The sequence below is a fragment of the Staphylococcus microti genome, from assembly GCF_000934465.1.
GTDB classification, from domain to species: Bacteria; Bacillota; Bacilli; order Staphylococcales; family Staphylococcaceae; genus Staphylococcus; species Staphylococcus microti.
Genome location: NZ_JXWY01000022.1, coordinates 14,141 through 36,488, shown reverse-complemented (window position 1 = coordinate 36,488; position 22,348 = coordinate 14,141). Strand labels below are relative to the sequence as shown.

The 22,348-nt window shown below is 38.2% G+C and carries 23 protein-coding genes; 7 read left to right on the top strand and 16 right to left on the bottom strand.

Annotated elements, in window-relative coordinates:
- Window positions 1–1,013: 1,013 nt before the first annotated feature.
- From perR to bcp, 3 genes are all read right to left on the bottom strand, one after another.
- A complete protein-coding gene (gene perR, locus TP70_RS03440) occupies window positions 1,014–1,484 on the bottom strand; it encodes a peroxide-responsive transcriptional repressor PerR (protein ID WP_044359330.1) in 471 nt (156 codons plus the stop codon).
- 84 nt (window positions 1,485–1,568) lie between these two features.
- Window positions 1,569–2,519 (bottom strand): phosphoglycerate dehydrogenase, encoded by a 951-nt coding sequence (locus TP70_RS03435; protein ID WP_044359329.1) that lies wholly within the window; start codon window positions 2,517–2,519, stop codon window positions 1,569–1,571.
- 2 nt (window positions 2,520–2,521) lie between these two features.
- On the bottom strand, window positions 2,522–2,980 hold the full coding sequence (bcp, locus tag TP70_RS03430; RefSeq protein WP_044359328.1) for a thioredoxin-dependent thiol peroxidase: 459 nt from the start codon (window positions 2,978–2,980) through the stop codon (window positions 2,522–2,524).
- A gap of 81 nt (window positions 2,981–3,061) precedes the next feature.
- On the opposite strand from bcp, the gene TP70_RS03425 reads away from it, so the two are divergent.
- Entirely contained in the window at window positions 3,062–4,348 is a 1,287-nt protein-coding gene (locus tag TP70_RS03425; protein ID WP_044359327.1) for a glutamate-1-semialdehyde 2,1-aminomutase, read from the top strand.
- Window positions 4,349–4,488: 140 nt separating this feature from the next.
- Entirely contained in the window at window positions 4,489–5,583 is a 1,095-nt protein-coding gene (locus TP70_RS03420; protein ID WP_044359326.1) for an FUSC family protein, read from the top strand.
- Between the two features lie 52 nt (window positions 5,584–5,635).
- Here the strand turns inward: TP70_RS03420 and TP70_RS03415 are convergent, their stop codons facing one another.
- The 3 genes from TP70_RS03415 to mutY form a co-directional block, all read right to left on the bottom strand.
- Complete coding sequence (locus TP70_RS03415; protein ID WP_044359325.1) at window positions 5,636–7,372, bottom strand: ABC transporter ATP-binding protein; 1,737 nt, start codon at window positions 7,370–7,372, stop codon at window positions 5,636–5,638.
- Between the two features lie 541 nt (window positions 7,373–7,913).
- Complete coding sequence (ntdP, locus tag TP70_RS03410; protein ID WP_044359324.1) at window positions 7,914–8,459, bottom strand: nucleoside tri-diphosphate phosphatase; 546 nt, start codon at window positions 8,457–8,459, stop codon at window positions 7,914–7,916.
- An 85-nt stretch (window positions 8,460–8,544) separates the two neighbouring features.
- Complete coding sequence (gene mutY / locus TP70_RS03405) at window positions 8,545–9,591, bottom strand: A/G-specific adenine glycosylase (RefSeq protein ID WP_044359323.1); 1,047 nt, start codon at window positions 9,589–9,591, stop codon at window positions 8,545–8,547.
- A 91-nt stretch (window positions 9,592–9,682) separates the two neighbouring features.
- Here mutY and TP70_RS03400 point away from each other — a divergent pair, with 91 nt between their 5' ends.
- Window positions 9,683–10,660 (top strand): metal-dependent hydrolase, encoded by a 978-nt coding sequence (locus tag TP70_RS03400; RefSeq protein ID WP_044359322.1) that lies wholly within the window; start codon window positions 9,683–9,685, stop codon window positions 10,658–10,660.
- A 51-nt stretch (window positions 10,661–10,711) separates the two neighbouring features.
- Here the strand turns inward: TP70_RS03400 and TP70_RS03395 are convergent, their stop codons facing one another.
- The 5 genes from TP70_RS03395 to sgtB all read right to left on the bottom strand — a co-directional run bounded on the left by TP70_RS03395 (window position 10,712) and on the right by sgtB (window position 15,167).
- Window positions 10,712–11,452: a teichoic acid translocation permease gene (locus TP70_RS03395; protein WP_248783005.1), complete on the bottom strand. Its 741-nt coding sequence runs from the start codon at window positions 11,450–11,452 to the stop codon at window positions 10,712–10,714.
- An 82-nt stretch (window positions 11,453–11,534) separates the two neighbouring features.
- Window positions 11,535–13,064, bottom strand: coding sequence for an ATP-binding cassette domain-containing protein (locus TP70_RS03390; protein ID WP_044359320.1), 1,530 nt, complete (start codon window positions 13,062–13,064; stop codon window positions 11,535–11,537).
- Window positions 13,065–13,079: 15 nt separating this feature from the next.
- A complete protein-coding gene (locus TP70_RS03385) occupies window positions 13,080–13,394 on the bottom strand; it encodes a YfhH family protein (RefSeq protein ID WP_044359319.1) in 315 nt (104 codons plus the stop codon).
- Window positions 13,387–14,190 carry a recombination regulator RecX gene (gene recX / locus TP70_RS03380; protein ID WP_044359318.1) on the bottom strand — a complete coding sequence of 268 codons (804 nt, stop codon included), beginning with the start codon at window positions 14,188–14,190 and terminating at the stop codon, window positions 13,387–13,389. Before recX ends, TP70_RS03385 begins: the two co-directional genes overlap by 8 nt.
- Before the next feature lie 173 nt (window positions 14,191–14,363).
- Window positions 14,364–15,167: a monofunctional peptidoglycan glycosyltransferase SgtB gene (gene sgtB, locus TP70_RS03375; protein ID WP_044359317.1), complete on the bottom strand. Its 804-nt coding sequence runs from the start codon at window positions 15,165–15,167 to the stop codon at window positions 14,364–14,366.
- Window positions 15,168–15,329: 162 nt separating this feature from the next.
- Here sgtB and TP70_RS03370 point away from each other — a divergent pair, with 162 nt between their 5' ends.
- Window positions 15,330–17,075, top strand: a complete 1,746-nt coding sequence (locus tag TP70_RS03370; protein WP_044359316.1) for a pyruvate oxidase — start codon at window positions 15,330–15,332, stop codon at window positions 17,073–17,075.
- A gap of 262 nt (window positions 17,076–17,337) precedes the next feature.
- Here the strand turns inward: TP70_RS03370 and TP70_RS03365 are convergent, their stop codons facing one another.
- Window positions 17,338–17,853: a type 1 glutamine amidotransferase domain-containing protein gene (locus TP70_RS03365; RefSeq protein WP_044359315.1), complete on the bottom strand. Its 516-nt coding sequence runs from the start codon at window positions 17,851–17,853 to the stop codon at window positions 17,338–17,340.
- 80 nt (window positions 17,854–17,933) lie between these two features.
- Window positions 17,934–18,098, bottom strand: coding sequence for an SE1561 family protein (locus tag TP70_RS12200; RefSeq protein ID WP_169743599.1), 165 nt, complete (start codon window positions 18,096–18,098; stop codon window positions 17,934–17,936).
- Between the two features lie 161 nt (window positions 18,099–18,259).
- Between TP70_RS12200 and yfkAB the strand changes: the two genes are divergently transcribed.
- Window positions 18,260–19,402, top strand: coding sequence for a radical SAM/CxCxxxxC motif protein YfkAB (yfkAB, locus tag TP70_RS03360; protein WP_044359314.1), 1,143 nt, complete (start codon window positions 18,260–18,262; stop codon window positions 19,400–19,402).
- Between the two features lie 58 nt (window positions 19,403–19,460).
- On the opposite strand, the gene TP70_RS03355 is transcribed toward yfkAB, so the two are convergent.
- From TP70_RS03355 to TP70_RS03345, 3 genes are read right to left on the bottom strand one after another with little or no spacing between them, the layout of a single operon-like run.
- The gene (locus TP70_RS03355) at window positions 19,461–19,985 is read right to left on the bottom strand and encodes an acyl-CoA thioesterase (protein ID WP_044359313.1); all 525 of its coding nucleotides are present in this window, start codon (window positions 19,983–19,985) and stop codon (window positions 19,461–19,463) included.
- A 13-nt stretch (window positions 19,986–19,998) separates the two neighbouring features.
- Window positions 19,999–21,237 carry an aminopeptidase gene (locus TP70_RS03350; protein ID WP_044359312.1) on the bottom strand — a complete coding sequence of 413 codons (1,239 nt, stop codon included), beginning with the start codon at window positions 21,235–21,237 and terminating at the stop codon, window positions 19,999–20,001.
- A gap of 13 nt (window positions 21,238–21,250) precedes the next feature.
- Window positions 21,251–21,457 (bottom strand): DUF1128 family protein, encoded by a 207-nt coding sequence (locus TP70_RS03345; protein WP_044359333.1) that lies wholly within the window; start codon window positions 21,455–21,457, stop codon window positions 21,251–21,253.
- A gap of 132 nt (window positions 21,458–21,589) precedes the next feature.
- Here TP70_RS03345 and TP70_RS03340 point away from each other — a divergent pair, with 132 nt between their 5' ends.
- Together TP70_RS03340 and TP70_RS03335 are read left to right on the top strand one after the other, a co-directional pair.
- Window positions 21,590–22,045, top strand: a complete 456-nt coding sequence (locus tag TP70_RS03340) for a low molecular weight protein-tyrosine-phosphatase (RefSeq protein ID WP_044359311.1) — start codon at window positions 21,590–21,592, stop codon at window positions 22,043–22,045.
- Window positions 22,046–22,051: 6 nt separating this feature from the next.
- Window positions 22,052–22,345: a hypothetical protein gene (locus TP70_RS03335; RefSeq protein ID WP_044359310.1), complete on the top strand. Its 294-nt coding sequence runs from the start codon at window positions 22,052–22,054 to the stop codon at window positions 22,343–22,345.
- Window positions 22,346–22,348 lie beyond the last annotated feature (3 nt).

The window sequence follows — 22,348 nt, the reverse complement described above, 5'->3', positions numbered from 1 at the left end:
CTTGATATAGCTCGTTGATTGTTTAAGTCAATCACTCTTGAAAGTACTACTCTGAGTACTCAAATTATCGGAATTAACGTTGACATATTGTCATTCAGTTTTCAATGTTCATTTTTTACTGCTACGATTAACAATTATACTTAAAACATTTCGTTGTGTCAACTACTTTTTTAAGTTTTTTTAAATCGTTTTTTGTGATATTTTTTGTCAAAATGTTTCGCTCATTTCAACAATATCCATCATAAAGTCTTGCAATGAAAAGTTCAAGTATTAATTTTACACTTTCTTAACTTGTTTTAAAAAGTGAATTTAATAATATCTTTAAGTCATTTCTTGCGACGACTGCTATATCTTATCAAGGTATTTACAAAACGTCAACAGAAATTCTAAGGGTTTTTACAGCAAATTTACCACACTAAAGAAATGAAACACCTTTTGAGTTAAATTATGTAAGAATCATTTGCAAAAACTAAGTTTCAGCATATTGTTACTGTACAATAAATCACCTTTTCTTCTAAAAACGACTTATAGACCATGCTTTGATATGACAAATTCATGTTTCAGTATTTTCTATATTACAAAGACATATACGAATAAAAGCGAAAGAGCTTCTAATAATATCTTTATCGATAACTACTAGTTGCGATAAATATAAAGACACATACTTTTAGCTTAAAACACTTCTCCAATAAGCTCGTCTTTATCCTAACTCAAACGAACAACGCAAACATTTAAGAGCAGAACCAAAAACGCATTTTACCAAAACCTTTCATTGACCGGACAAGGGTAACTATAAGTGAAACAAACCACAATGACGTATTTCCGCTTCATACACCTACTGCCATTCACAAATTTTTGTTAAATTTCACATCGATGCCCTAACACCACACACTGATCCAAACAATCAATCTACTAGAATTCCCCGCCGACAACTCCCTTCTTTATCTTTAATTAATAACGTAAAAAGCACTCCCCTCTATAAACAGTTGTTTTATAGAAAGAAGTGCTTATCATTATTTATCTTGACTTGCTTGTTGACAAGATTCGCATACCCCATAAATTTCCATGCGATGATGTGAAACATTGAAATTCGTTACGTGCTGTGCGAGTTGTTCCACTTCGCTTAATAATGGATAGTGAAAATCAACAATCTTACCGCATTTTTCACATATCACATGGTAGTGATTGTGTGTATCAAAATCAAAACGGCTCGATGCATCACCATACGTTAATTCCTTGACGATGCCAATTTTTTTAAAGACTTTCAAATTGTTATAAATCGTTGCAACACTTATGTTCGGAAAATCAGGTGATAAAGATTGATAAATCTCGTCAGCAGTTGGATGTGTATCAACTTTGATGAGAAACTTTAAAATCGCTTGGCGTTGTGGTGTAATACGCACACCTGCTTTTCTTAAAGAAGCGATTGATTCATCCAATTGATGTTCATGATGATGGTTGTGTGTTTCCAATTCTGCGCTCATTCGTTTCACCCGTCTTTCCAATTAATAATAATTATTACTTAACAATAATATAAGTCTTTTACTAATATGATGTCAATATATATACTAATATCCTTTATTGAGATCTACAACATTCTCAATTAGAGTCTTATTATTGAGAAAATGTGCAAAGTTGTTTTTAAAGATTTGCGTTGCTTTCACTCTATTGTCTGCCCCATTACCTGTAATGTGACTCGTTAAATACGCGTTATCTAGGTCATAAAGTGGCGAATCTGCTGGTAGTGGTTCTACTTCGAATACGTCTAAGTACGCTGCTCGAATGATTTTTTCCTTTAAAGCTTCTACTAATACATCCGTGCTCACAACGGTTCCTCTACCGATGTTAATAAAAAGTGTTTCTGGATCCATTGCTTTGAAGTCATCTAACGCCAATAAATGATATGTTTCTTTCGTCTCTGGTAAAACATTAACGACGACATCTGCTTGCTGATACCATTGTTGTCTATCTGCCAATCTATATGTTTCATCAAAATGAGGCGCGGAATGACCTGATGTATTTAATCCAATTGTACGCATTCCGAATACTTTCGCGATTTGTGCAGCACGTTGTGGTATAACACCTGTTCCTAAAAATAATATTGTCGCATTATCTAATGTTTTCGACATACGTTTGCCGTTGAATTGTCTATCTTTTTGTTCATTATAAACCGCTTTTAATTGTTTGAAGTCATCAAGTATATACGCAAATAACCACTCACTAAGCTGTTGGGCATGAACGCCCTTGCCGTTTGTGAGCTTAATACCACGTTTCTGTAATAAATCTAATGGTAAGCTATTTACCCCTGTCGCATACCAAGCAATCCACTTCAAGTTTGGCGCAGCTTCAATAAACGCTGCATTCACAGCGCTGTGATATGAAATTAAAACATCCATCTCTTTTTGTGTTTCTTTGGGCAATTCAGCTGGATGCTTATAAAATTCAAATGTCACTTCAGGAAATTGTTCGCGTAACCGTGTTTCTTCATCGCCTAGACGCATTAAACTTACAACACGCATACTTATCCCTCCAATATTTCTTTAAGTTGTGCCATCTGTTCTTTCACTTTTACTTTTTCAATCACGTCTAATACTTTGCCATCTTCATCTAAAATAAATGTTGTGCGCACGATACCCATCGATGTTTTACCAAATGATTTTTTCTCCTGATAAACGCCAACTGCTTCTGATAACTGATAGTCCTCATCAACGAGTAAATCAAAATTCAACTGGTGCTTATTAACAAAATTTTGATGTTTGCGTTGTGAATCGCCACTAACACCATACACTTTGACATTTAACTCATTGAAGTACGCCAAATTGTCTCTAAAATCACACGCTTCTGTCGTGCATGTTGGCGTATTGTCACGAGGATAGAAGTATAAAATCACTTTCTGCCCTTTCAAAGCTTCTTTAGACACTGTTTCGCCATCTTGATTCACCAATGTAAAATCCGGAAATTGCATACCTTTTTGTAACATAAACATCCCTCTCTCTTGATTTCGATAACATAATGATACGATAATAAGAAGAAAGATTAAATAGAAAGAGGTCGAAGTCAAATGGACTTTACAAAAAGTGAACAACTTCAGCAACAATCTAACGAGTATATTTTAGGAGGTGTCAACTCTCCTTCAAGATCGTATAAAGCTGTCGGTGGTGGTGCGCCTGTTGTTATGAAATCAGGTAAAGGGGCCTATTTATACGATGTAGACGGTAACCAATACATTGACTACTTACAAGCGTATGGCCCAATTATTACAGGTCATGCACATCCACATATTACGAAAGCCATTCAAGAACAAGCTGCTTTAGGTGTCTTATACGGAACACCAACAGAACTTGAAATTGCATTTGCGAAAAAATTACGTGCTGCGATTCCATCTCTTGAAAAAATGCGTTTCGTTAACTCGGGTACTGAAGCCGTGATGACAACGATTCGTGTTGCCCGTGCGTACACAGGTCGCAACAAAATCATTAAATTTGCAGGTTGTTACCATGGCCATTCTGATTTAGTGCTCGTTGCAGCAGGTAGTGGCCCTTCTCAATTAGGTTCTCCTGACTCTGCAGGTGTTCCCCAAAGTGTCGCTCAAGAAGTAATTACTGTACCATTCAACAACATTGAAGCATTTAAAGAAGCGATGGCACACTGGGGTGATCAAGTCGCAGGTGTCCTTGTTGAACCGATTGTCGGCAACTTCGGTATGGTAGAACCACAACCTGGCTTTTTAGAACAAGTGAATGATATTACACACGAATATGGTGGACTTGTGATTTACGATGAGGTTATTACAGCTTTCCGCTTCCACTATGGTGCTGCTCAAGATTTACTAGGCGTTTATCCTGACTTAACAGCATTCGGGAAAATTGTTGGCGGTGGTTTACCGATTGGTGGCTACGGCGGTCGTCAAGAAATTATGGAACAAGTCGCACCACTTGGCCCTGCATATCAAGCTGGAACAATGGCAGGTAACCCACTCTCTATGAAAGCGGGTATTGCTTTATTAGAAGTGTTAGAACAAGAAGGCGTGTATGAACGTCTAGATCGTTTAGGTGAGAAATTAGAACAAGGCTTACAAGCTGCGATAAATAAATATCAAGTGAAAGCGACGATTAACCGTGTAAAAGGGGCATTGACTGTTTACTTCACAGATGAAAAAGTAACGCATTATGAACAAGCTGATCAATCAGATGGCGAAGCTTTTGCGAAATTCTTTAAATTAATGTTGCACCAAGGGATTAATTTAGCACCATCTAAATATGAAGCATGGTTCTTAACGACTGAGCACACAGATGAAGATATTGAAAAAACAATTGCTGCAGCCGACTACGCATTTTCACAACTATAATATAGAAGTGTGAAGGCGCGAAACTGTATTCCTATAGAAGAAACCTCAACGCTTTACACCTTACGTAGGAAATTGGAAGCCGTAACAAAATGCGCTTCCTTTCCTTCTTGAAAACAACTACATAGAAAGGAGACTGTTATTTGAAACTTGGCGCCAGAATTTTAAAAACAGGTATTGCGATTATACTCGCTGTCTCAATAGCAGGTTTATTACCAAGCGACGCTGGTATGGTTACTGTTGCGGGTATCGCTGCTGTTGTCGCTATGCAACCGAGTGTATATAGAACGTTTAAGACGATTGTTGACCAATTTCAAGGGAATATCATCGGGGCTTTACTTGCCGTTGCGATGGTTTCAGTTTTCGGGAACAACATGATTATTATGGGCGCAACAGTCATCCTTCTTATTGCGCTACTGTATAAAATGAATATTGCACATGTTGCAACGTTAGCAACTGTGACGGCATTGATTATTATGGGGCAACACGATGGGTCATTTTATGTCTCTGCTTTTTATCGTTTTACATTAGTTATGATCGGTGTCTTAAGTTCTTTTATCGTTAATTTAACGTTTCTTCCACCGAAATTTGAAACGAAAATTTATTACAACTCATTGCACATTACGACTGATATTTTTAAATGGTTTAAACTCGTGCTAAACGATGCAACAGAATTTAATCATGTGAAAACAGATCTTGAAGTTTTACGTCAACGTATTGTAAATGTCGAACAGTTATTGGAATACTATAAAGAGGAACGTCCATTTACGAAAAAGCAACGCTATGCACTGATTAGAAAGAAGATTTTGTTCAAAGAAATGGTACTTTCTACACGCGACGCATACGATGTGCTGAAACGTATGAATCGCTATCAAAATGATATGCTTAACTTGAGTGATGCCTTACTGTTACAAATGAAGTTAGAAATTGATGAATTAACACAGTTTCATGAGCAGATTTTAATCAGTATAACGAAAAAGGCGAAGTTCAATGTGTCAGAAACAACGGAACACATTCCAAACCCACTCAAACGTGATATTATGGATGCTTTCCAAGATGAAGTCACACATCACCCTGATCAGCAAGACTACTCGTATCGCAATATTATGCATGTTATTTCTGCATTGGAAGAATATCGTTATAACTTGGAACATTTAAATCGCTTGAGTATTAGCTATTTTAAATATCATGCGAACGACCCAGAAATTGATATATTAGAAGAAGATTTCGACTTATAAACATGCGAAAAAGCCATTCCAGAACATGAACTTGTTTTGGAATGGCTTTTGCTTATAAGTTTTGAATATTATAAAGGCGTTGATATGCACCTTGTTGTTGCATAAGTTCTTGATGCGTCCCACTTTCGACGACTTGGCCATTTTCAATAACGACAATGCGATCTGCATGCGTAATTGTTGAAAGACGATGTGCGACGATTAATGTTGTACGGTCATGACTTAATACCTCAAGTGCTTCCTGAATAATCGCTTCACTTTCAAGGTCTAAGGCACTCGTTGCTTCATCAAGGATTAAAATTGGTGGATCATTTAAGAAAATACGCGCAATAGAAAGGCGTTGTTTTTGACCACCCGAAAGTTTGACACCACGTTCCCCTACTTCTGTATCGTAACCATTCGGTAATGTCATAATAAAGTCGTGAGCATTGGCTTTTTTAGCTGCTGCTACAACTTCTTCAAACGTCGCATCTGGACGACCTAATAAAATATTTTCCTTCACTGTATCAGAAAATAGAATATTGTCTTGTTCTACCATACCAATTTGACGTCTTAAACTACCTAATTCAAAGTTTTGTATCGGATGTCCATCTATTGTAATTTCTCCGGCTGTTACATCGTAAAAACGTGGAATCAGACTGATTAACGTTGACTTACCGCCACCACTCATACCGACAAAGGCAACGGTTTCGCCATGTTTAATATCAAGGCAGACATTTTTCAACACATCTCGTTCATCTTCATTATAACGAAATGAGATATTGTGAATACCGATATTCCCTTGTTTAATATCATACGCTTGTGCATCCGGTAAATTTTGAATATCATACGGTTCATCTATCAATTGAAACACACGGTCCATCGAAGCAAAACTTTGCGTAAGTGTTGTAAATGACGCCGCTAATCGACGTAATGGTGAGTATAACTGCTCAAGATAACTAATAAATGCTGCTAAAGTTCCAACTGTAATATCACCTGAAATGGCAAGGTATGCACCAAAACCAATCACAATAAGCGGACCAATATCTGTTACAGTATTAATTGCTGAGAAAGAATAGGCATTCCAACGTGTATGACTGAACGCTTTATCTAAGAAGTTTTTATTGCGTTTATCAAAGTTTTTTGCCTCGTTTTCTTCAATCGCAAAGCTTTTAATCACCGACATCCCATTAACACGCTCATGTAAAAAGCCTTGTGTTTCAGCCAATTTTTGAGAACGCTGACGTGTGAGTTCTCTCAAACGACCGAAGAAGTAATAGATTGTCACAATATAGAACGGAAGAACGACAATCGCTGCGACTGTCAATTTCACATCTAAATAGAACATCACAGTTAACGCAATGGCGATTGTAATACAGTCTAACCAAATGTTCATCAGACCCGTTAAAATAAATTCTTTCGTTTGTTCTACATCGTTAATAACACGTGAGATGACTTCCCCCGCTTTATTGTTTGCATAAAATCGAGAACTCAATGCTTGTAAATGATTATAGAGTTTTTTACGAATATCATAGAGTATTTTATTGCTCGTCCATTGCGCCATATATTGTCTTAAAAATTCGATTGGTGGGCGGACAATTACAAAAATAAATGCTGCAATTCCCATTGCAAACATGAGTTGCGTATATTTATCCGAAATGCTTAATGCCCCATTATTAATCACGTCGTCAATGACGTACTTAATTAATAACGGAATGAGCAACGGAATGCCAAATTTGAGTATACCTACAATGATGGTACCGAAAATTAACCACTTGTAAGGTTTTACAAACTCAAGATAGCGTTTAATCATGGTGTTACCTCCTATTATTCAATTGTAACTATTTTAAAATGGATGGGACCGGTTCTAAGTCGATGGTGTGCGAAGACCTATGAAACCGAATAAAGACAAACTAACGTAATAGTTTATACCCCGGTGGCGTCCAAAAATTAGCGACATCCATTGACAACAAACGATGTCTGAATATGATATGCCATACTGACAATATCTCAACGACTGCCATATATGTTACGCCATGCTGACAATATCTCAACGACTGCCATATATGTTACGCCATACTGACAATATCTCAACGACTGCCATATATGTTACGCCATGCTGACAATATCTCAACGACTGCCATATATGTTACGCCATGCTGACAATATCTCAACGACGATCAAATATGTTTCCCGTATTAACAACATTCAGAGTAAATTGCCACGCATTGACAAAGTCGCAGCAGCACGCAAATATGACTGACACTTACTTCAACCATTATAAAGACAAACGGATGGGGGTAAAGTGCTCATGTATCATGACTAGACACGAACCCCTTACGCCCCATTTGTCGCTACTGTTTATTTTTTAGTTTTTGAAATCTATTGCGCCATACTTTGATAAAATCTGGTGCAAATGGTCCTTTTTTATGTTCAATCCATTGCTGAAGAATATCAACATTTGCGCGTAATATCACATCAATATCTTTAGGATAATTCATCTGTTGCATATGTTGTTCGTATTCATCTTCATCTAAGAGATGGTACTTCCCATTCGGATACACTTTAATATCCAAATCATAGTCAATGTACTTCAAACCTTCTTCGTCACATACAAACGGTGACGATAAGTTGCAATAGTAATAAATGCCATCCTCACGAAACATACAAATCACATTGAACCAGTATTCTGAATGAAAATAAACAATTGCAGGTTCACGCGTTACCCACGTTCGACCATCGCTCTCAGTAACAAGTGTATGATCATTGCCACCAATCACTACATCTTCTGTCCCTTTTAAAATGGTCGTTTCAGACCAAACACGATGAATATTGCCATCATGCTTGTAGGATTGAATTTGTACCGCTGTTCCTTCTTTTGGAATACACGTTTTAACCACTTGTTACCCCCCATTTCATAAATTTATTACGATAATTTTTGTCATGTTCCTGCATTATTATAGCACATAACCGCAAGCGACTTAATCAATCCGCTTGCTGCATCGCATGATAGATTTTAGTCATTGGCACAGGGAACGTATAGTCTTCTTTATGTGACGTAGGTATCCATCGGCGTAAATCTTGTCCTGTTTCTTCATTTGTGATAGTTACTTTAGCACGAAATACTTTGATGTCCCATGTCATATGCGTAAACTGATGTTTTAATGCAAAGTTTGGTGCCTCCTCAATAACTATCTTATCGCCAAATTGCTGTGTCATTTTTTCAAACGCCACATCTGCCGGATAAGTTGGAAATTCCCACATCCCTTTTAATAAGCTAGCAGTACGTTGTTCTATCAATATCTCGCCATGCTGATTTTCAATATAAAACGTATATAATGGATGTTGTGTTTTTTTCATTTTTTTAGTTTTGACAGGTCGTTCTAACACTGTACCTTTATCGAAAGCTTCACAATGTGCTTGTACCGGACAAAATAAACATAAAGGTGTGGTTGGCGTACAAATCAATGCACCAAGCTCCATCATCGCTTGATTAAATGTCCCAGACTGTTCTTGAACATAAGGTGCTAAAGCCGTTTCATACGCTTTTCTCGTTTTTTGAAGTGCCGTATCTTGCGTGTCATCGTTCAGTCGTGACCATACACGAAAAACATTACCGTCCACTGTTGCTAACGGTAAGTCAAAAGCGATGCTCATCACAGCTGCTTGGGTATACGGACCTACCCCTTTTAATGCAAGAAATGCCTCTGGATTGCGTGGCACCTTTCCGCCATGTTCCGCAACAACTTCTTTTGCCGCCGTATGAAAGTTACGTGCACGACTGTAATAGCCGAGCCCTTCCCAAAGTTTTAAAACGTGATCTTCTTCGGCACTGGCTAAATCCTCAATCATTGGAAATTGTTGGATAAAGCGTTTATAGTAGCTACGCACGGTATCCACTTGTGTTTGTTGCAACATGACTTCACTGACCCAAATATAATACGGGTTAGTCGTTTCACGCCATGGCATTTGTCGCTGGTTCTCCTGAAACCACGATACGAGTGCGCCTTTAAATGTCTCTTCAAAATACATAAATATCTCCTTATCGTTATGTGAAATAGTTTAGTTCATGCAGGTTATCTATTATAATTAAATATAAGAATGATTGAAATGAGTGAGAAAAATGGATACAGCTACACATATCGCAATGGGCGTTAGTTTAACTGCGCTTGCAACAACTGATCCAACACTTGCCGATAACTTCGCGGCGACAGCAACAGTTTTAATTGCTGGTTCTTTAATTCCTGATATAGATACTGTACTAAAATTAAAAAATAACGCAACATATATTACCCATCATCGAGGGATTACACACTCGATTCCGTTTACAATACTTTGGCCGTTACTTATTACGTTTATCACTTTCACCTTTTTTACAGGTGTCCCGCCATTGCATATCTGGCTTTGGGCACAATTGGCCGTGGCACTCCACGTGTTCGTTGATATTTTTAATTCTTACGGCACACAAGCCTTGCGTCCTTTTTCAAACAAATGGATTCAACTCAGTGTGATTAATACGTTTGACCCAATCATATTTACAATTTTGCTCGTAGCAATCGCAATATGGTCAATGGGCGTTCATCCATATGTTGTGTTTGGACCGACGTTCGTACTATTAATTTGCTACTATATACTGCGCTTCCAAATGCGTGGTTGGTTAAAAAAACAGGCGCTCAATCAAGTACAACACCTCGGGCAACCGACTAAAGTTTTTATCGCACCAACCATTCGTTTTATGCAATGGCGTATCGCAATTCAAACCGAACAACATGATTATGTCGGCCGCAGCTTTGGTAGAAATATCGTATTTAGTGATAAAGTGAAACGCCAACCGTTGCCTGACATTAATATTATGAAACCTGTAAGAAGAGATCCAAATATTCGTGCGTTTTTAAATTTCTCGTCCATTTATCGTTGGCATATTGAACATATCGATGATGAAACGACAGAGCTTCGACTTATTGATTTACGCTATTTAAAAAATGGGCATTATCAATTTGTTGCCATTGCACATTTGGATCAAGAACTTAATGTTTTACATTCATACACAGGTTGGGTATTCAGTGAAGATAAATTAATGAAAAAACTCTATGCCCATTAAAAGTAAAAATCCCGATACACTCCACTAATATTGGAAGTATATCGGGATTTTTTATGCTTCTTCTACTGTTGACGCATCATCTTCTGTAGCTTGTGTATTCGTATGTTCATTAGGCTTTAATTGCGTCACATAATCTCTTAACGCAAAGCTAAAAACAATCATCAGCCCCATAAAACATAAAAAGTATAAATGATAACCGAGATGGTTCACAGCATCGTGTCCAACAATTACAGACTGTTGCATGCCATTCACTAAATAATAAAATGGATTCAACATGAGTAGATGTGTTATGAGATTTGACGTATCTTCCGGAATGTAAAAAATCGGCACAAGTACAAATAAAATTGCTGAGACAATATAAAATAAACGATCTAGCTTAGGATATAGCATATAAATCACGCCGAATAAAAACGACAACGTAATTATAAAAAACATGCTCATCACACTATAGAATAATACACCAAACCACGTCGTCTCTGTGTTGATTGACTTTAAAATAATCATAACAATCATTAGCACAAATAAGACAATACTATACAGCGCACCTGATAATACGACATGTAAAAACGGGCTGCTATTAAAGTGTCGCGTGACATAATAATCTCGTGGAAAGAAACGATAGTTGTTATAGATTGCAATCCAAATCACCGCAAATGTCACAATGCCTGTAAGACGATAGTGTACAGAAACTTGTGTAATATCAATTGTTCCAAACAAACGAAAAAACAACGTTGTTAGCAACATGAGTAAGCTACTCACAAGAAAAGTGATTAGTACCCAGCGTCGATGCATTTTAATGCGATATAGCGCATAACGAAAAAATCGTGGTATTTCATGAAAAAATCGAATGAAGCTCTCTACCACACATGCTCACCTACAATTCTATAAATATCCATTGATGTGCTTTAAAATCTGCAATATAGTAGCCTGCTTCAGTCTTAGCTACCCAAATATCATCATCAATGTTAAATTTTTCTTTCAACTGATCTTCTTTCACAATTGGAAATTGATAACCAATCAACTTGTTTTGATCATCAAATAACATCGCAATCGGTTGTTCCAATATCGGTTCGACATAACGGTTTTTCTTTTCTGGCACGAGCTTTTCATTTACCTCGTCATGAGATTTATGCAATTCACCGTTAAAATAGTCTACATAATTAATATAATTTTGTTTCATAAATGGCGCTAATGTATCACGTTCAACGTCATTATAAAGGGCTGCTGGATTGAAGTAATAAAACTTTTCTTTCGGTACACTATACGTTTGATCATTAAGCGTCACACGATATTTGCGCTTGTTCTCACCTGTAATCGTCGCAACCGTATGATAGGGCACATTGACTTCATTTCCTTTATGTTTCAATGGTGATAATGTGGCTTGATTTGCTGTTACAATCCCATATGCCAACTTTTCTACATACGGATCTTCTGATTGAGACGTCAAGCCATTTTGCGCGGTAAATTGTAACGTATCCAACTTTCCTAAATCATTAAATATAAACAAGCCGGACAAAATCATGCCACCTAGAAAAATGGCTGTCCACGTCCATATGCGCGATAAAAATACCGGTGGCTGTGCATGATGATAACGTTCAATACGCTTAAAATTATACGTTAATTCCGGCATTCTCGAACGATTACGTTTCCAATCTTCATCAAAATGCTCCAACGCTTCCTCTGACTCAATGCTTTGACGATCTTGCTCATGACGTTCAAACACCGGTATCACATGCTTGACAACACCTTCCATGCGCAATTGGCCATGTGAAATCCATGCGATGTAGTTGCTCACCGCTTTAATTTTAGAAATATCATTATCAATCGCAATCCACGTTAAGCCTTTATTTATGTATTCCGTATACATCGCTTTCGCTTTTTCAAAAAATGACGCATCTAAATACGATAAAATATGACTAAAAATAATGATTTCTGCATTAGATGAACGTGCTAAGCTAAACAACAGTTGTGCATATTGTTCATCTGTCAAATTGCGTACGAGCTCGTGTTTATAGTCCGCTAAGTGCGCGTATTTCATGACTTGTATCACTTTATGCTTAGGCACTTCGTCTTCATACAATTGAATTACATCATTGACATAATCTATAACTTCAATTTGTTCTACCGTTTTCTGATTCATATTCGCATAGAACATGGATGCTTTTCGCACGACACGCCCTTTATCAGGTAATACCGTTCCGGCGAGAATCTCACCAACGAGCGACTTGGATGAAGCAGGCTCCCCGATAATACCGAGTGCTTCTCCTTGATAAATATGTAGCGAAATGTTGTTCAATTCAATGTCTTCAGGTTGATAACTAAAGGGCTTAAGCACATTTTGTTTCTTTTGGTTACGGTAATAGTGTGTCACGTTGATCATCTTCAACACAATTGCATTACTCATCTACGTAAACCCCTTCTATAATTTTAATAAAGAGAGCGGTAAGCCTTCTTCAAAGCGCACGCTATTAATGCGGTATCCCCATGCAAAAACACCTTTCAAACGCTCCACTTTGAAGTGATCATCAGAACCGTCTTGAAGTGGGTAAATTTTGCCGATTTCGACTGTTTCAGGGTCTACTAAATAGCTTTCCGCAATCACTACTTTGTTTTGATATACATCATATTCATTCATAATACCATTCATTTCAGCTTTGCGCATTTTTTCTTTATAGGTCTGTATCTCGTGAAAAATCTCTTGGCGATCCATCTCGCTTAGACGTTTATTATGCATCTTCAATACCACTCTCTCTTATTTTTCGTTGGACATCATCATAAGCGTAACCTTTTCGCATTAACGCTTCCATTGTTTTCATGATTAATTGACGTCCATCATATCGTCTCTCATATTTATTATAAAATTTCTCTAGATCTCGTTGCAATAAGTTATCGATCATTTCTGGATCTTGTTCAAAATCTAGCGCATCTATAACTGCATGTATCGTTTCAAGTTGATACCCTTTTTTCATAAGTCCTTGTTGCACTTGCTGTCGAACTTTCGCAACGGGTCCCTTTTTTTGACGTACAATCTTTTCAGCAATTTGATAAATTTGTTCAAAAGGCTGCTCGTCAACATATTGTGCAACACCCGCTTCAATCAACGGTTTTTCAATACCTGCTTTGTAAAGCTTCTGACGAAAAACTTCAGGTCCTTTATCCGTCGTTCGCAACATCGTATTTTTTAAACTCTCCACATAATCCTCATGATCAATTAATCGCAATCGTTCGCAATAAGCAATCGCTTCAGCAATTACTGTTTCTGTATAATCTTTATCAGCGAGATGTGTCGCAATTTCATGGCGCGTTCGCTTGCGATGTGACAAGTAATTCAGTGCCTGATTATTCGCTTGCTGTTGATATTCACGGGCGAGAATACGTTCAATTTGCGCTTCATCAACCGTATCGCCCTTTTTCAAATTAAAGGCGACGAGCGTATCGATAGAAATACCCGCTTTAAAAGCGCCGTCTACATAGAGGTTGAAACGTTCTTGATCTTTTTTCTGAACTTCGATTTTAGAAATAACTGCCATACATCACCCTCCTTATCCATGAAAATAACTTAATGTACTCATTATAATTGAATTTGTAAAGTGTTGAAAACAACTAGATTTACAAAGTGGTAAAGTGCATAAATATATCCCACCGACTCTTTTAGAACAATGAGTCGTATGGGATGATCTTACTGAAAGCTAACCAGTCCGTCTTAAGCACCTAACTGTTGTAACGCCTCTGTATATTGCATTTCAGAAATATAACCTTGTTGCTTCATTTTTTCTAACGTCATTTTCGTACGATTAATAAATGATGGCGACATATCGTTGACGTTATAGACAGATGGTGCATTGACTTTGCTCGCTAAAATGGCACTTTGCAATACCGTAATCTGAGGCAAGTTCGTATTATTCACATTCGTCGTCGTCCCAAAGTAATAGTTCGCTGCTGATTCAACCGTGTAACTATTATCTCCAAAGAAAATATTATTCATATAATAGCTAAGAATCTCATCTTTATCATACTCATCTTCTACACGCCATGCGACAAACATCTCTTTTAATTTACGAGTTAACGTTTGCTGATTATCATAGTAATAATTTTTCACTAACTGCTGCGTAATCGTACTACCACCTTGTAAGCGATCTGGATCTTTAATCGACGTAAAAATAGCACGAATACTTCCTCGGAAGTCAACACCGTGATGTTTGTAGAAACGTCTATCTTCAACTGCGACAAACGCCCCTTTCGTATAACTCGGCATCATTTCACCATCGACATATGTCGCTTTATTTTCAATTTGTTCTAAATCCGAAACATCTGCTCTTTGGGCTAATAAGAACATCACGCCTACAAATAAAATGAAACAGATAAGCACACCAAAAAGTATGGAGCGAAAAATACGTCTCGGTCTCCGCTTATTCGGTGGCGTCCCTACCGGTCGATAGTATGTGTTATAGTGCGGTTCGTTGTGTTGTTCTAGCTGTTGTTGGCGGATTCGGTCAGATCTTCTCATGCATGATGACCTACTTTCTCTAGTCTTCTTTATCTGAGTTTATCAAGTATCCCGCGTTTAATCTATACTATTCATGAAAAATCAGTCTCGAGCATGAGTGATATAAATTAGAAAAAGTGGGTATACAATAAGCAGTCTTATTTTTGAAAGGAAGTATGTCATATGGCAAAAGTAAAAGCAAACATGGGATTGATTCGTGCGTTAGAGGCTTGGGATATCGATCACGTATACGGTATTCCTGGTGACTCCATTGATGCAGTTGTGGACGGCTTAAAAGCTGTTGAATCAACGATCAAGTTTGTACATGTGCGCCATGAAGAAGTTGCGAGTCTATCCGCAGCGGCTTATACAAAACTTACAGGTAAAATCGGTGTTGCACTCGGTATCGGCGGACCTGGTGCCATTCATCTGTTAAACGGGATGTATGACGCGAAGATGGATAACGTACCCCAACTTATTCTTGCCGGACAAGCAGATAGTCACAAACTCGGTACGAAAGCATTCCAAGAAGTCGATTTGCCACACTTATTTGAAGATGTTGCAGTTTACAATTATCAATTGAAAGATAGTGATGCACCACGCATATTCGATATTGTTGACGAAGCCATTCGTACAGCATATCGTGAAAATGGTGTCGCCGTTTTAACACTGCCAAATAATATATTAAATACAAAAATAGATGCAAAGTTCCCAGAACACGTCAATCAGGACTTTGCTGCACCACAACCACCATCTGCACATGAAATCGAACGTGCAGCTGCATTACTGAATAAAAGTAAAAAACCTGTCGTACTCGTTGGACTCGGTGCCAAAGAGGCAAAAGAAGAAGTAAAAGCTTTTATTGAAAAAGCAAAAATACCAACGATGGTGACATTGCCTGCAAAAACAGTCGTTGGCGATGCACACCCATATAATTTAGGAAATATCGGCAAAATCGGCACAAAACCGTCTTATCAAGCGATGCAAAATGCCGACTTATTAATCATGATTGGTACGAACTACCCGTACGTAGACTATTTACCGAAAAAAGATATTGCTGCGATTCAAATCGACCGTGATAGCGACGCTATTGGACACCGCTTCAATATCGATGCACCAATCGTAGGCGATACGAAACTTGCATTACAAGCGTTAAATGATGCGATTGACGCTGTTGAAAAACGTCCATTTTTAAACGAAATTCTCGAGCATAAAAAGACTTGGGATCAATGGATGCAAGAGGATCGTACAAACACAGACGCACCGATTCGCCCTGAGCGTTTAATGGATGCGATTAATAAAGTGATCACACCAAATACTGTCGTAGCAGCCGACGTTGGGACATCAACGGTTTGGTCAACACGTTATTTAAATTTAGGTGTGAACAACCACTTTATTATTTCAAGCTGGCTTGGTACGATGGGCTGTGCCCTTCCAACTGCTATTGCATCACGCATTGCCTTTCCAGAACGTCCAATCATTGCCATTTCTGGTGACGGTGCATTCGAGATGGTGATGCAAGACTTTGCGACAGCTGTACAATATCGTTTACCAATGGTGCTCTTCGTGTTGAACAACCAAGAGCTATCATTTATTAAATACGAACAACAAGCAGCAGGCGAACTTGAATACGGTATTTCATTTAGCGATATGGACTTTGCGAAGTTTGCTGAAATTTGTGGCGGTATTGGCTACACATTGAAAGACCCCGAAGATGTCGATGCTATCGTACAAACAGCTGTACAACAACACAAACCAGTTATCGTTAACGTATACGTTGATCCAAACGCTGCACCTTTACCAGGTAAAATTGTGCCTGAAGAAGCGAAAAACTATGCAAAATGGGCGTATCGTAGTTTGGCTGAAGATGGCAAACTCGTACTTGATGAAATGCCATCAATGTCAACCGCAGCAAAACGTTTCTTATAAATAGATTGTCTGACATAGGGGCTGGGACATAGGAAAAATTTTTTAAATAAGTAAGCAAATATTTGTAAATGGCAGTAGGTGTCTGAAGTGAAAATGCGTTTTAAAAAACTTTTTTCACTTCTAGTCACCCTTGCCGGGGCGGGACGACGAAAGCTTTTTGTAAAAATAAGCTTTCTGTCCCGCTCCCTATTTTTTCCTTAAACCTAAAAAACACACAATACAGTGTGCATGCATCACGCGCACTATATTGTGTGTTTTAAAATTATTGAAGTTGATTTTTAATTTCTCGATTAAAGTCTTCTAAATCATCTGGCGTTCTGCTTGTTACGATGTTGCGATCAACAACAACTGACTGATCAACAACTGTTGCGCCAGCGTTTTCTAAGTCTTTACGTACGTTCAACACTGCCGTCACTGTTCTGTTTGTCAGTGCATCTGTGTCGATTAAAATTTGTGGCCCGTGGCAAATCGCAAACACTGGTAAATCTGCCGTCATATAATGTGCTGCGAACTTACCGTAGCGTCCTTCTGCATCCCCACGTAAATGGTCTGGAGAAAAGCCACCAGGTAATAATAAGGCATCGTAGTCTTCTGGATTCGCATCTGCAATCGCTACATCTGCAACTGCTTTTTCACCGTGCTTCCCATTAATTGTTGCGCCTTTCTCATCACCGATAATCACGACTTTATGACCCGCAGCTTCAATCGCTTCTGCTGGACTTGTTAATTCAATATCCTCAAATTCATCCGCTAATAATACAGCTACTTGTTTTGTCATTATGATTCACCTTTCTTTATATAAATTGTGCTTACTGTTTAACCGCATTTCGCTTTTTTAAACATAGAAGCCAAATTTTTTTACGATTGACGTAATTGACTTACTTTTTCTTCCAATTGGTCTAATAAGGCAATCCATTCGTCAATGTCTGCAACTTCAACTTCGTCAGGGTTCACGTGAGACATCTCTTCAATGAACTGTGATAGACGTTCTTTTACTTGATTAATTGTTTGTGGCTCTTTCATCCGTGTTAAATCTCCTTTATAATAGCTTTGTACTTTTATCATGTGTTTAAGAGCTGGGCTGGAACAATATCAATATGACTGTCTGTCCCACTTCCATCTTTTACTCATTTATCTATATCATATCAAATACACATACAATTTAAAAATGAGGAGTTTTTAACGTGATAGTAACTAACAAACAACCGATCTCTATTGATAACGATCCATGGGAAGCCTATCGTGACATTGAACAGCATGGTCATCTTGCATTAAGCAATGTTGAATTCACAACGACAAATCTATGTAATATGCGTTGTAGCCACTGTGCCGTTGGATATACTTTGCAAACACAGGATCCAGACCCACTGCCGATGTCCCTCATCAAGCAGCGCCTCGATGAAATCCCAACACTCCGCACAATATCGATTACAGGCGGCGAGCCGATGTTCTCAAAAAAATCAATACGTGAAGTTGTTAAACCATTGTTACAATATGCAAAACAACGCGGTATTTATGTGCAAATGAATTCCAATTTAACATTGCCACTCGACCGTTACTTAGATATTGCCGAATACATTGATGTCATGCATATTTCTCATAACTGGGGAACGCTTGATACATTCACTGAAGTTGGTTTCGGCGCTATGGATAAAAAGCCCCCTTTACAAGCACGCGTTCGCTTGTTTGAACAAATGCTGAAAAATGCACAAACATTAAGTGAACAAGGCATGTTCGTGTCAGCAGAAACGATGTTGAACCAACAAACGGTACCGCATCTTGAAAAAATTCATAAAGAAGTCGTAGAAACGATGAAATGTCAACGTCATGAAATTCATCCAATGTACCCTGCCGACTTTGCGAGCCAACTTGAAGTATTATCATTAGGTGAAATGAAAGAAGCAATGCACCATTTATTAGATATACGTGATCCAAATGTCTGGATGCTTTTCGGAACGCTCCCTATTTTCCCTTGTTTACAAGATGAACATGACGCTGCGCTACGTGAACGTCTGTTAAACGCACCGAACGTGTCTCTGCGTAATGATCCAGATGGTCGTAGTCGCTTGAACGTCAACGTCTTTACAGGAAATGTCATCGTGACTGACTTCGGTGATGAAACAGGTACGTTAGCCAATATTCAACATGACAAGTTAACAACTGTCTTTGACAAATGGTTGGACTCATCGTTATCACAGTCAATCAACTGTCATTGCCCACATTTTAAATGCCTTGGTCCAAACTTACTTGTGAAAAATATGTATTATCCAAATGCTGACTTTAGAGCGCTTGAAAAAGACATGCATCGCAAGTACAATCAATCTTAATATCTGAATAAAAGCACCTCTCCTAGTTAAAATCACTAAGAAAGGTGCTTTGTTATTGTTATTGGCGACGATTGTTATTAATCTCTGATAAAAACTGTATCGTTCGCTTACTTTCTTCACGTCGTGCTTTTCGGCGTTGCACACGTGCTTCGCCTGATTCATGAAACCAGCGCTCTATATCGTTCTCTGGATAAACTTCTGCAACCGGTGTCGGCTTACCGTCATCATCCAATGCGACAAATGTTAAAAAGCTTAATGCCGCCAACTGATGTTCACCTTTATAAATGTCATCAATCATAATTTGGACGCATACTTCCATAGATGAATTCCCAGAGTATGTCACCATTGCGATATACGTTACGATGTCGCCGTTTTTAATTGGACGTAAAAAGTCGACAGAGTCCGTTGAAGCTGTTACAACGGTATTGTTCGCATGTTTCATCGCACAAATTGCTGCGATTTCATCAATGTTTGCCATTAATGTCCCACCGAACAATGTGCCCAAATGATTTGTATCTTGAGGGAACACTTGTCGCGACTTATACGTCTTAGAGTCTTTCATTGATTTTTTAGTTAATGTCATCGATTTACCTCTTCTATAATGGGTTGGCCCAATTGCCATTTTCAAAAATTGCTTCTACTTGGCCTTCAGCTGTCATGCCATAAATATTTAAGTCTGCACTGCCGATCATAAAATCGACATGTGTTAATGAATCATTCAAACCGTGTTCTGCAAGTGTTGCGTCATCCATTTCCGTACCACCTTGAATGTTGAATGCATAGGCAGAACCTAATGCAATGTGACACGATGCGTTTTCATCAAATAACGTATTATAAAAAATCGTATTGCGGTTTGAAATGGGTGAATCATCAGGTACTAAAGCCACTTCGCCTAATCGACGTGCACCTTCATCTGTATCTAACAATGAACGTAAGACGTCTTCACCTTGTTCCGCTTGGAAGTCAACGACACGTCCTTTTTCAAACGTTAATTTAAAGCCGTCAATAATTGTACCATTATAACTTAACGGCAAGGTGTTTGAAACGTAACCGTCCACTTGCTGATTATGTGGTGCGGTAAATACTTCTTCAGTCGGAATGTTCGCGACAAATGCTTGGCCATCCGGCGTAAAACTTGTCGGTTCTTCCCAAATATGGTTGTCTGGTAAGCCGATACGTAAGTCTGTCCCCTCTGATTTAAAATGGAGTGACTTGTATGCCTTGTTGTTTAACCATGCCGCTCTATCTTTCAATTGTTGTGTATGCACACGCCAATTTTCAACTGGATCATTACCATCCACACGTACAATTGTGAGGATGTCATCTAAAAATTTATCAAATGCTGCTTGCTCATCCAAATCTGGATAAACTCTTTTCGCCCAATCAACAGATGGATATGCCGCGACGAGCCAAGGAAAAGCATTTTTCTGTGATTGAATCATATAAGGTTTGAACGCTTGACCATAACGTAATTGCGTCGCTTTTAACTTGTTCGCATCAATACCGTTTAGTAAGTCTGGATCTTCTGTAAGTAATGCAAGGTTGCTTGCGCCACGTGTTGCATAATCCATACGTTCTTCAACGTCGTACGCTTTCACTTCTTGTTCAAAGAAATCTTGTGGCTCGTACTCGTATGCATAGCGCTTTAATATCGGATCAGCATATTTAACACGTACGTCTGATGCACCCGCTTCGTACGCTTCTTTGACGATACGTCTTGTAAAATCAACCGCATCGACTGTTGTTCGAATAAAAACTGGCTGCCCTTGTTGCACATTCATGCCGACACGTACTAATAATTGAGCATATTGTTGTAATTTTTCATCTCTTGTCATAATACCCCTCCTATTATGGTTGACGTAGTTCACCCAATGCCTCTGTAATACCTGACATTTCTTGCGGTGTGAACGACTGCTTTGATGTCACAAAATCATAAATATCTTTAATATCTTCACGATGTGTTTCGGAATATTTATCAGGATCAATCAAACCTTTATTAACTAAGTTTAAACGATCGCGTATTTCTGTAATCATTGTTGCTATATCTTTTGTCATCATTATCACCCTCTCTTCATAATATTTTATCAAAGTGACTATCTTTTGAAAAATTTTTACAAGAATTACTTTAGAATTGTTTTGAAAAAGGATAAAATGGGCATATAAACGGAGATATGGAGGATTGATGATATGACAACAGTTGCTTTTGTATGTCTCGGCAATATTTGTCGCTCTCCAATGGCTGAAGCGATTATGCGCCAACGTCTCAAAGATCGTGGCATTGAAAATATTGAAGTCGCATCTAGAGGGACAGGCGATTGGAATTTAGGACAACCGCCACATCAAGGGACGCAAGACATTTTAAATCAGCATAATATTCCTTTTGATGGGATGATAAGTGAACTTTTCACAGATCAAGATGCTTTTGATTATATTATTGCAATGGATCAAAGCAACGTGGATAATATTAAGCGTATCAATCCTAATCTTACAGGCCAACTTTTTAAGTTACTCGACTTTAGTGAGATGACAGAGACCGACGTCCCTGACCCATACTATACGAATAACTTTGAAGGGGTTTATGACATGATACAATCATCATGTGATCGCTTAATTGATTATATTGTTAATGATAGAAGGGAGTAACAAAATATGAAAAACAAATTAGTACCAGGTATTTTAATTGGCGCTGCTATCGGTGGTGCTGCAGCATTGATCGACAAAAACACACGTCAATCAGTGAAAACATCGGTTCATAACGTGAAAACAGGTCAACGTTCAAGTGAACCATCAAAAGTTAAAGAACTTGTGAATGAACTCATGTACTGGAAAGATACGCTTGAAGAAATTCGCCGTAACAATCCAGAATTAGAACGTTCATTAATGGATGCAAAAGACACGTTAGTTGCACGTAAAAACAACAAACAAATTGGTAGCGGTCAATAAGAC

Coding starts and splice junctions, on each gene's coding strand:
- TP70_RS03345 (WP_044359333.1), bottom strand. CDS start 21,457: ATGACAAAAGATATAGCAACAATGATTACAGAAATACGCGATCGTTTA.
- TP70_RS03415 (WP_044359325.1), bottom strand. CDS start 7,372: ATGATTAAACGCTATCTTGAGTTTGTAAAACCTTACAAGTGGTTAATT.
- mutY (WP_044359323.1), bottom strand. CDS start 9,591: ATGTATTTTGAAGAGACATTTAAAGGCGCACTCGTATCGTGGTTTCAG.
- perR (WP_044359330.1), bottom strand. CDS start 1,484: ATGAGCGCAGAATTGGAAACACACAACCATCATCATGAACATCAATTG.
- TP70_RS03395 (WP_248783005.1), bottom strand. CDS start 11,452: ATGCATCGACGCTGGGTACTAATCACTTTTCTTGTGAGTAGCTTACTC.
- TP70_RS03355 (WP_044359313.1), bottom strand. CDS start 19,985: ATGACATTAACTAAAAAATCAATGAAAGACTCTAAGACGTATAAGTCG.
- bcp (WP_044359328.1), bottom strand. CDS start 2,980: ATGTTACAAAAAGGTATGCAATTTCCGGATTTTACATTGGTGAATCAA.
- TP70_RS03425 (WP_044359327.1), top strand. CDS start 3,062: ATGGACTTTACAAAAAGTGAACAACTTCAGCAACAATCTAACGAGTAT.
- TP70_RS12200 (WP_169743599.1), bottom strand. CDS start 18,098: ATGAAAGAGCCACAAACAATTAATCAAGTAAAAGAACGTCTATCACAG.
- TP70_RS03340 (WP_044359311.1), top strand. CDS start 21,590: ATGACAACAGTTGCTTTTGTATGTCTCGGCAATATTTGTCGCTCTCCA.
- TP70_RS03390 (WP_044359320.1), bottom strand. CDS start 13,064: ATGAGTAATGCAATTGTGTTGAAGATGATCAACGTGACACACTATTAC.
- sgtB (WP_044359317.1), bottom strand. CDS start 15,167: ATGAGAAGATCTGACCGAATCCGCCAACAACAGCTAGAACAACACAAC.
- TP70_RS03335 (WP_044359310.1), top strand. CDS start 22,052: ATGAAAAACAAATTAGTACCAGGTATTTTAATTGGCGCTGCTATCGGT.
- TP70_RS03365 (WP_044359315.1), bottom strand. CDS start 17,853: ATGACAAAACAAGTAGCTGTATTATTAGCGGATGAATTTGAGGATATT.
- TP70_RS03385 (WP_044359319.1), bottom strand. CDS start 13,394: ATGCATAATAAACGTCTAAGCGAGATGGATCGCCAAGAGATTTTTCAC.
- recX (WP_044359318.1), bottom strand. CDS start 14,190: ATGGCAGTTATTTCTAAAATCGAAGTTCAGAAAAAAGATCAAGAACGT.
- TP70_RS03400 (WP_044359322.1), top strand. CDS start 9,683: ATGGATACAGCTACACATATCGCAATGGGCGTTAGTTTAACTGCGCTT.
- TP70_RS03435 (WP_044359329.1), bottom strand. CDS start 2,519: ATGCGTGTTGTAAGTTTAATGCGTCTAGGCGATGAAGAAACACGGTTA.
- TP70_RS03350 (WP_044359312.1), bottom strand. CDS start 21,237: ATGACAAGAGATGAAAAATTACAACAATATGCTCAATTATTAGTACGT.
- TP70_RS03370 (WP_044359316.1), top strand. CDS start 15,330: ATGGCAAAAGTAAAAGCAAACATGGGATTGATTCGTGCGTTAGAGGCT.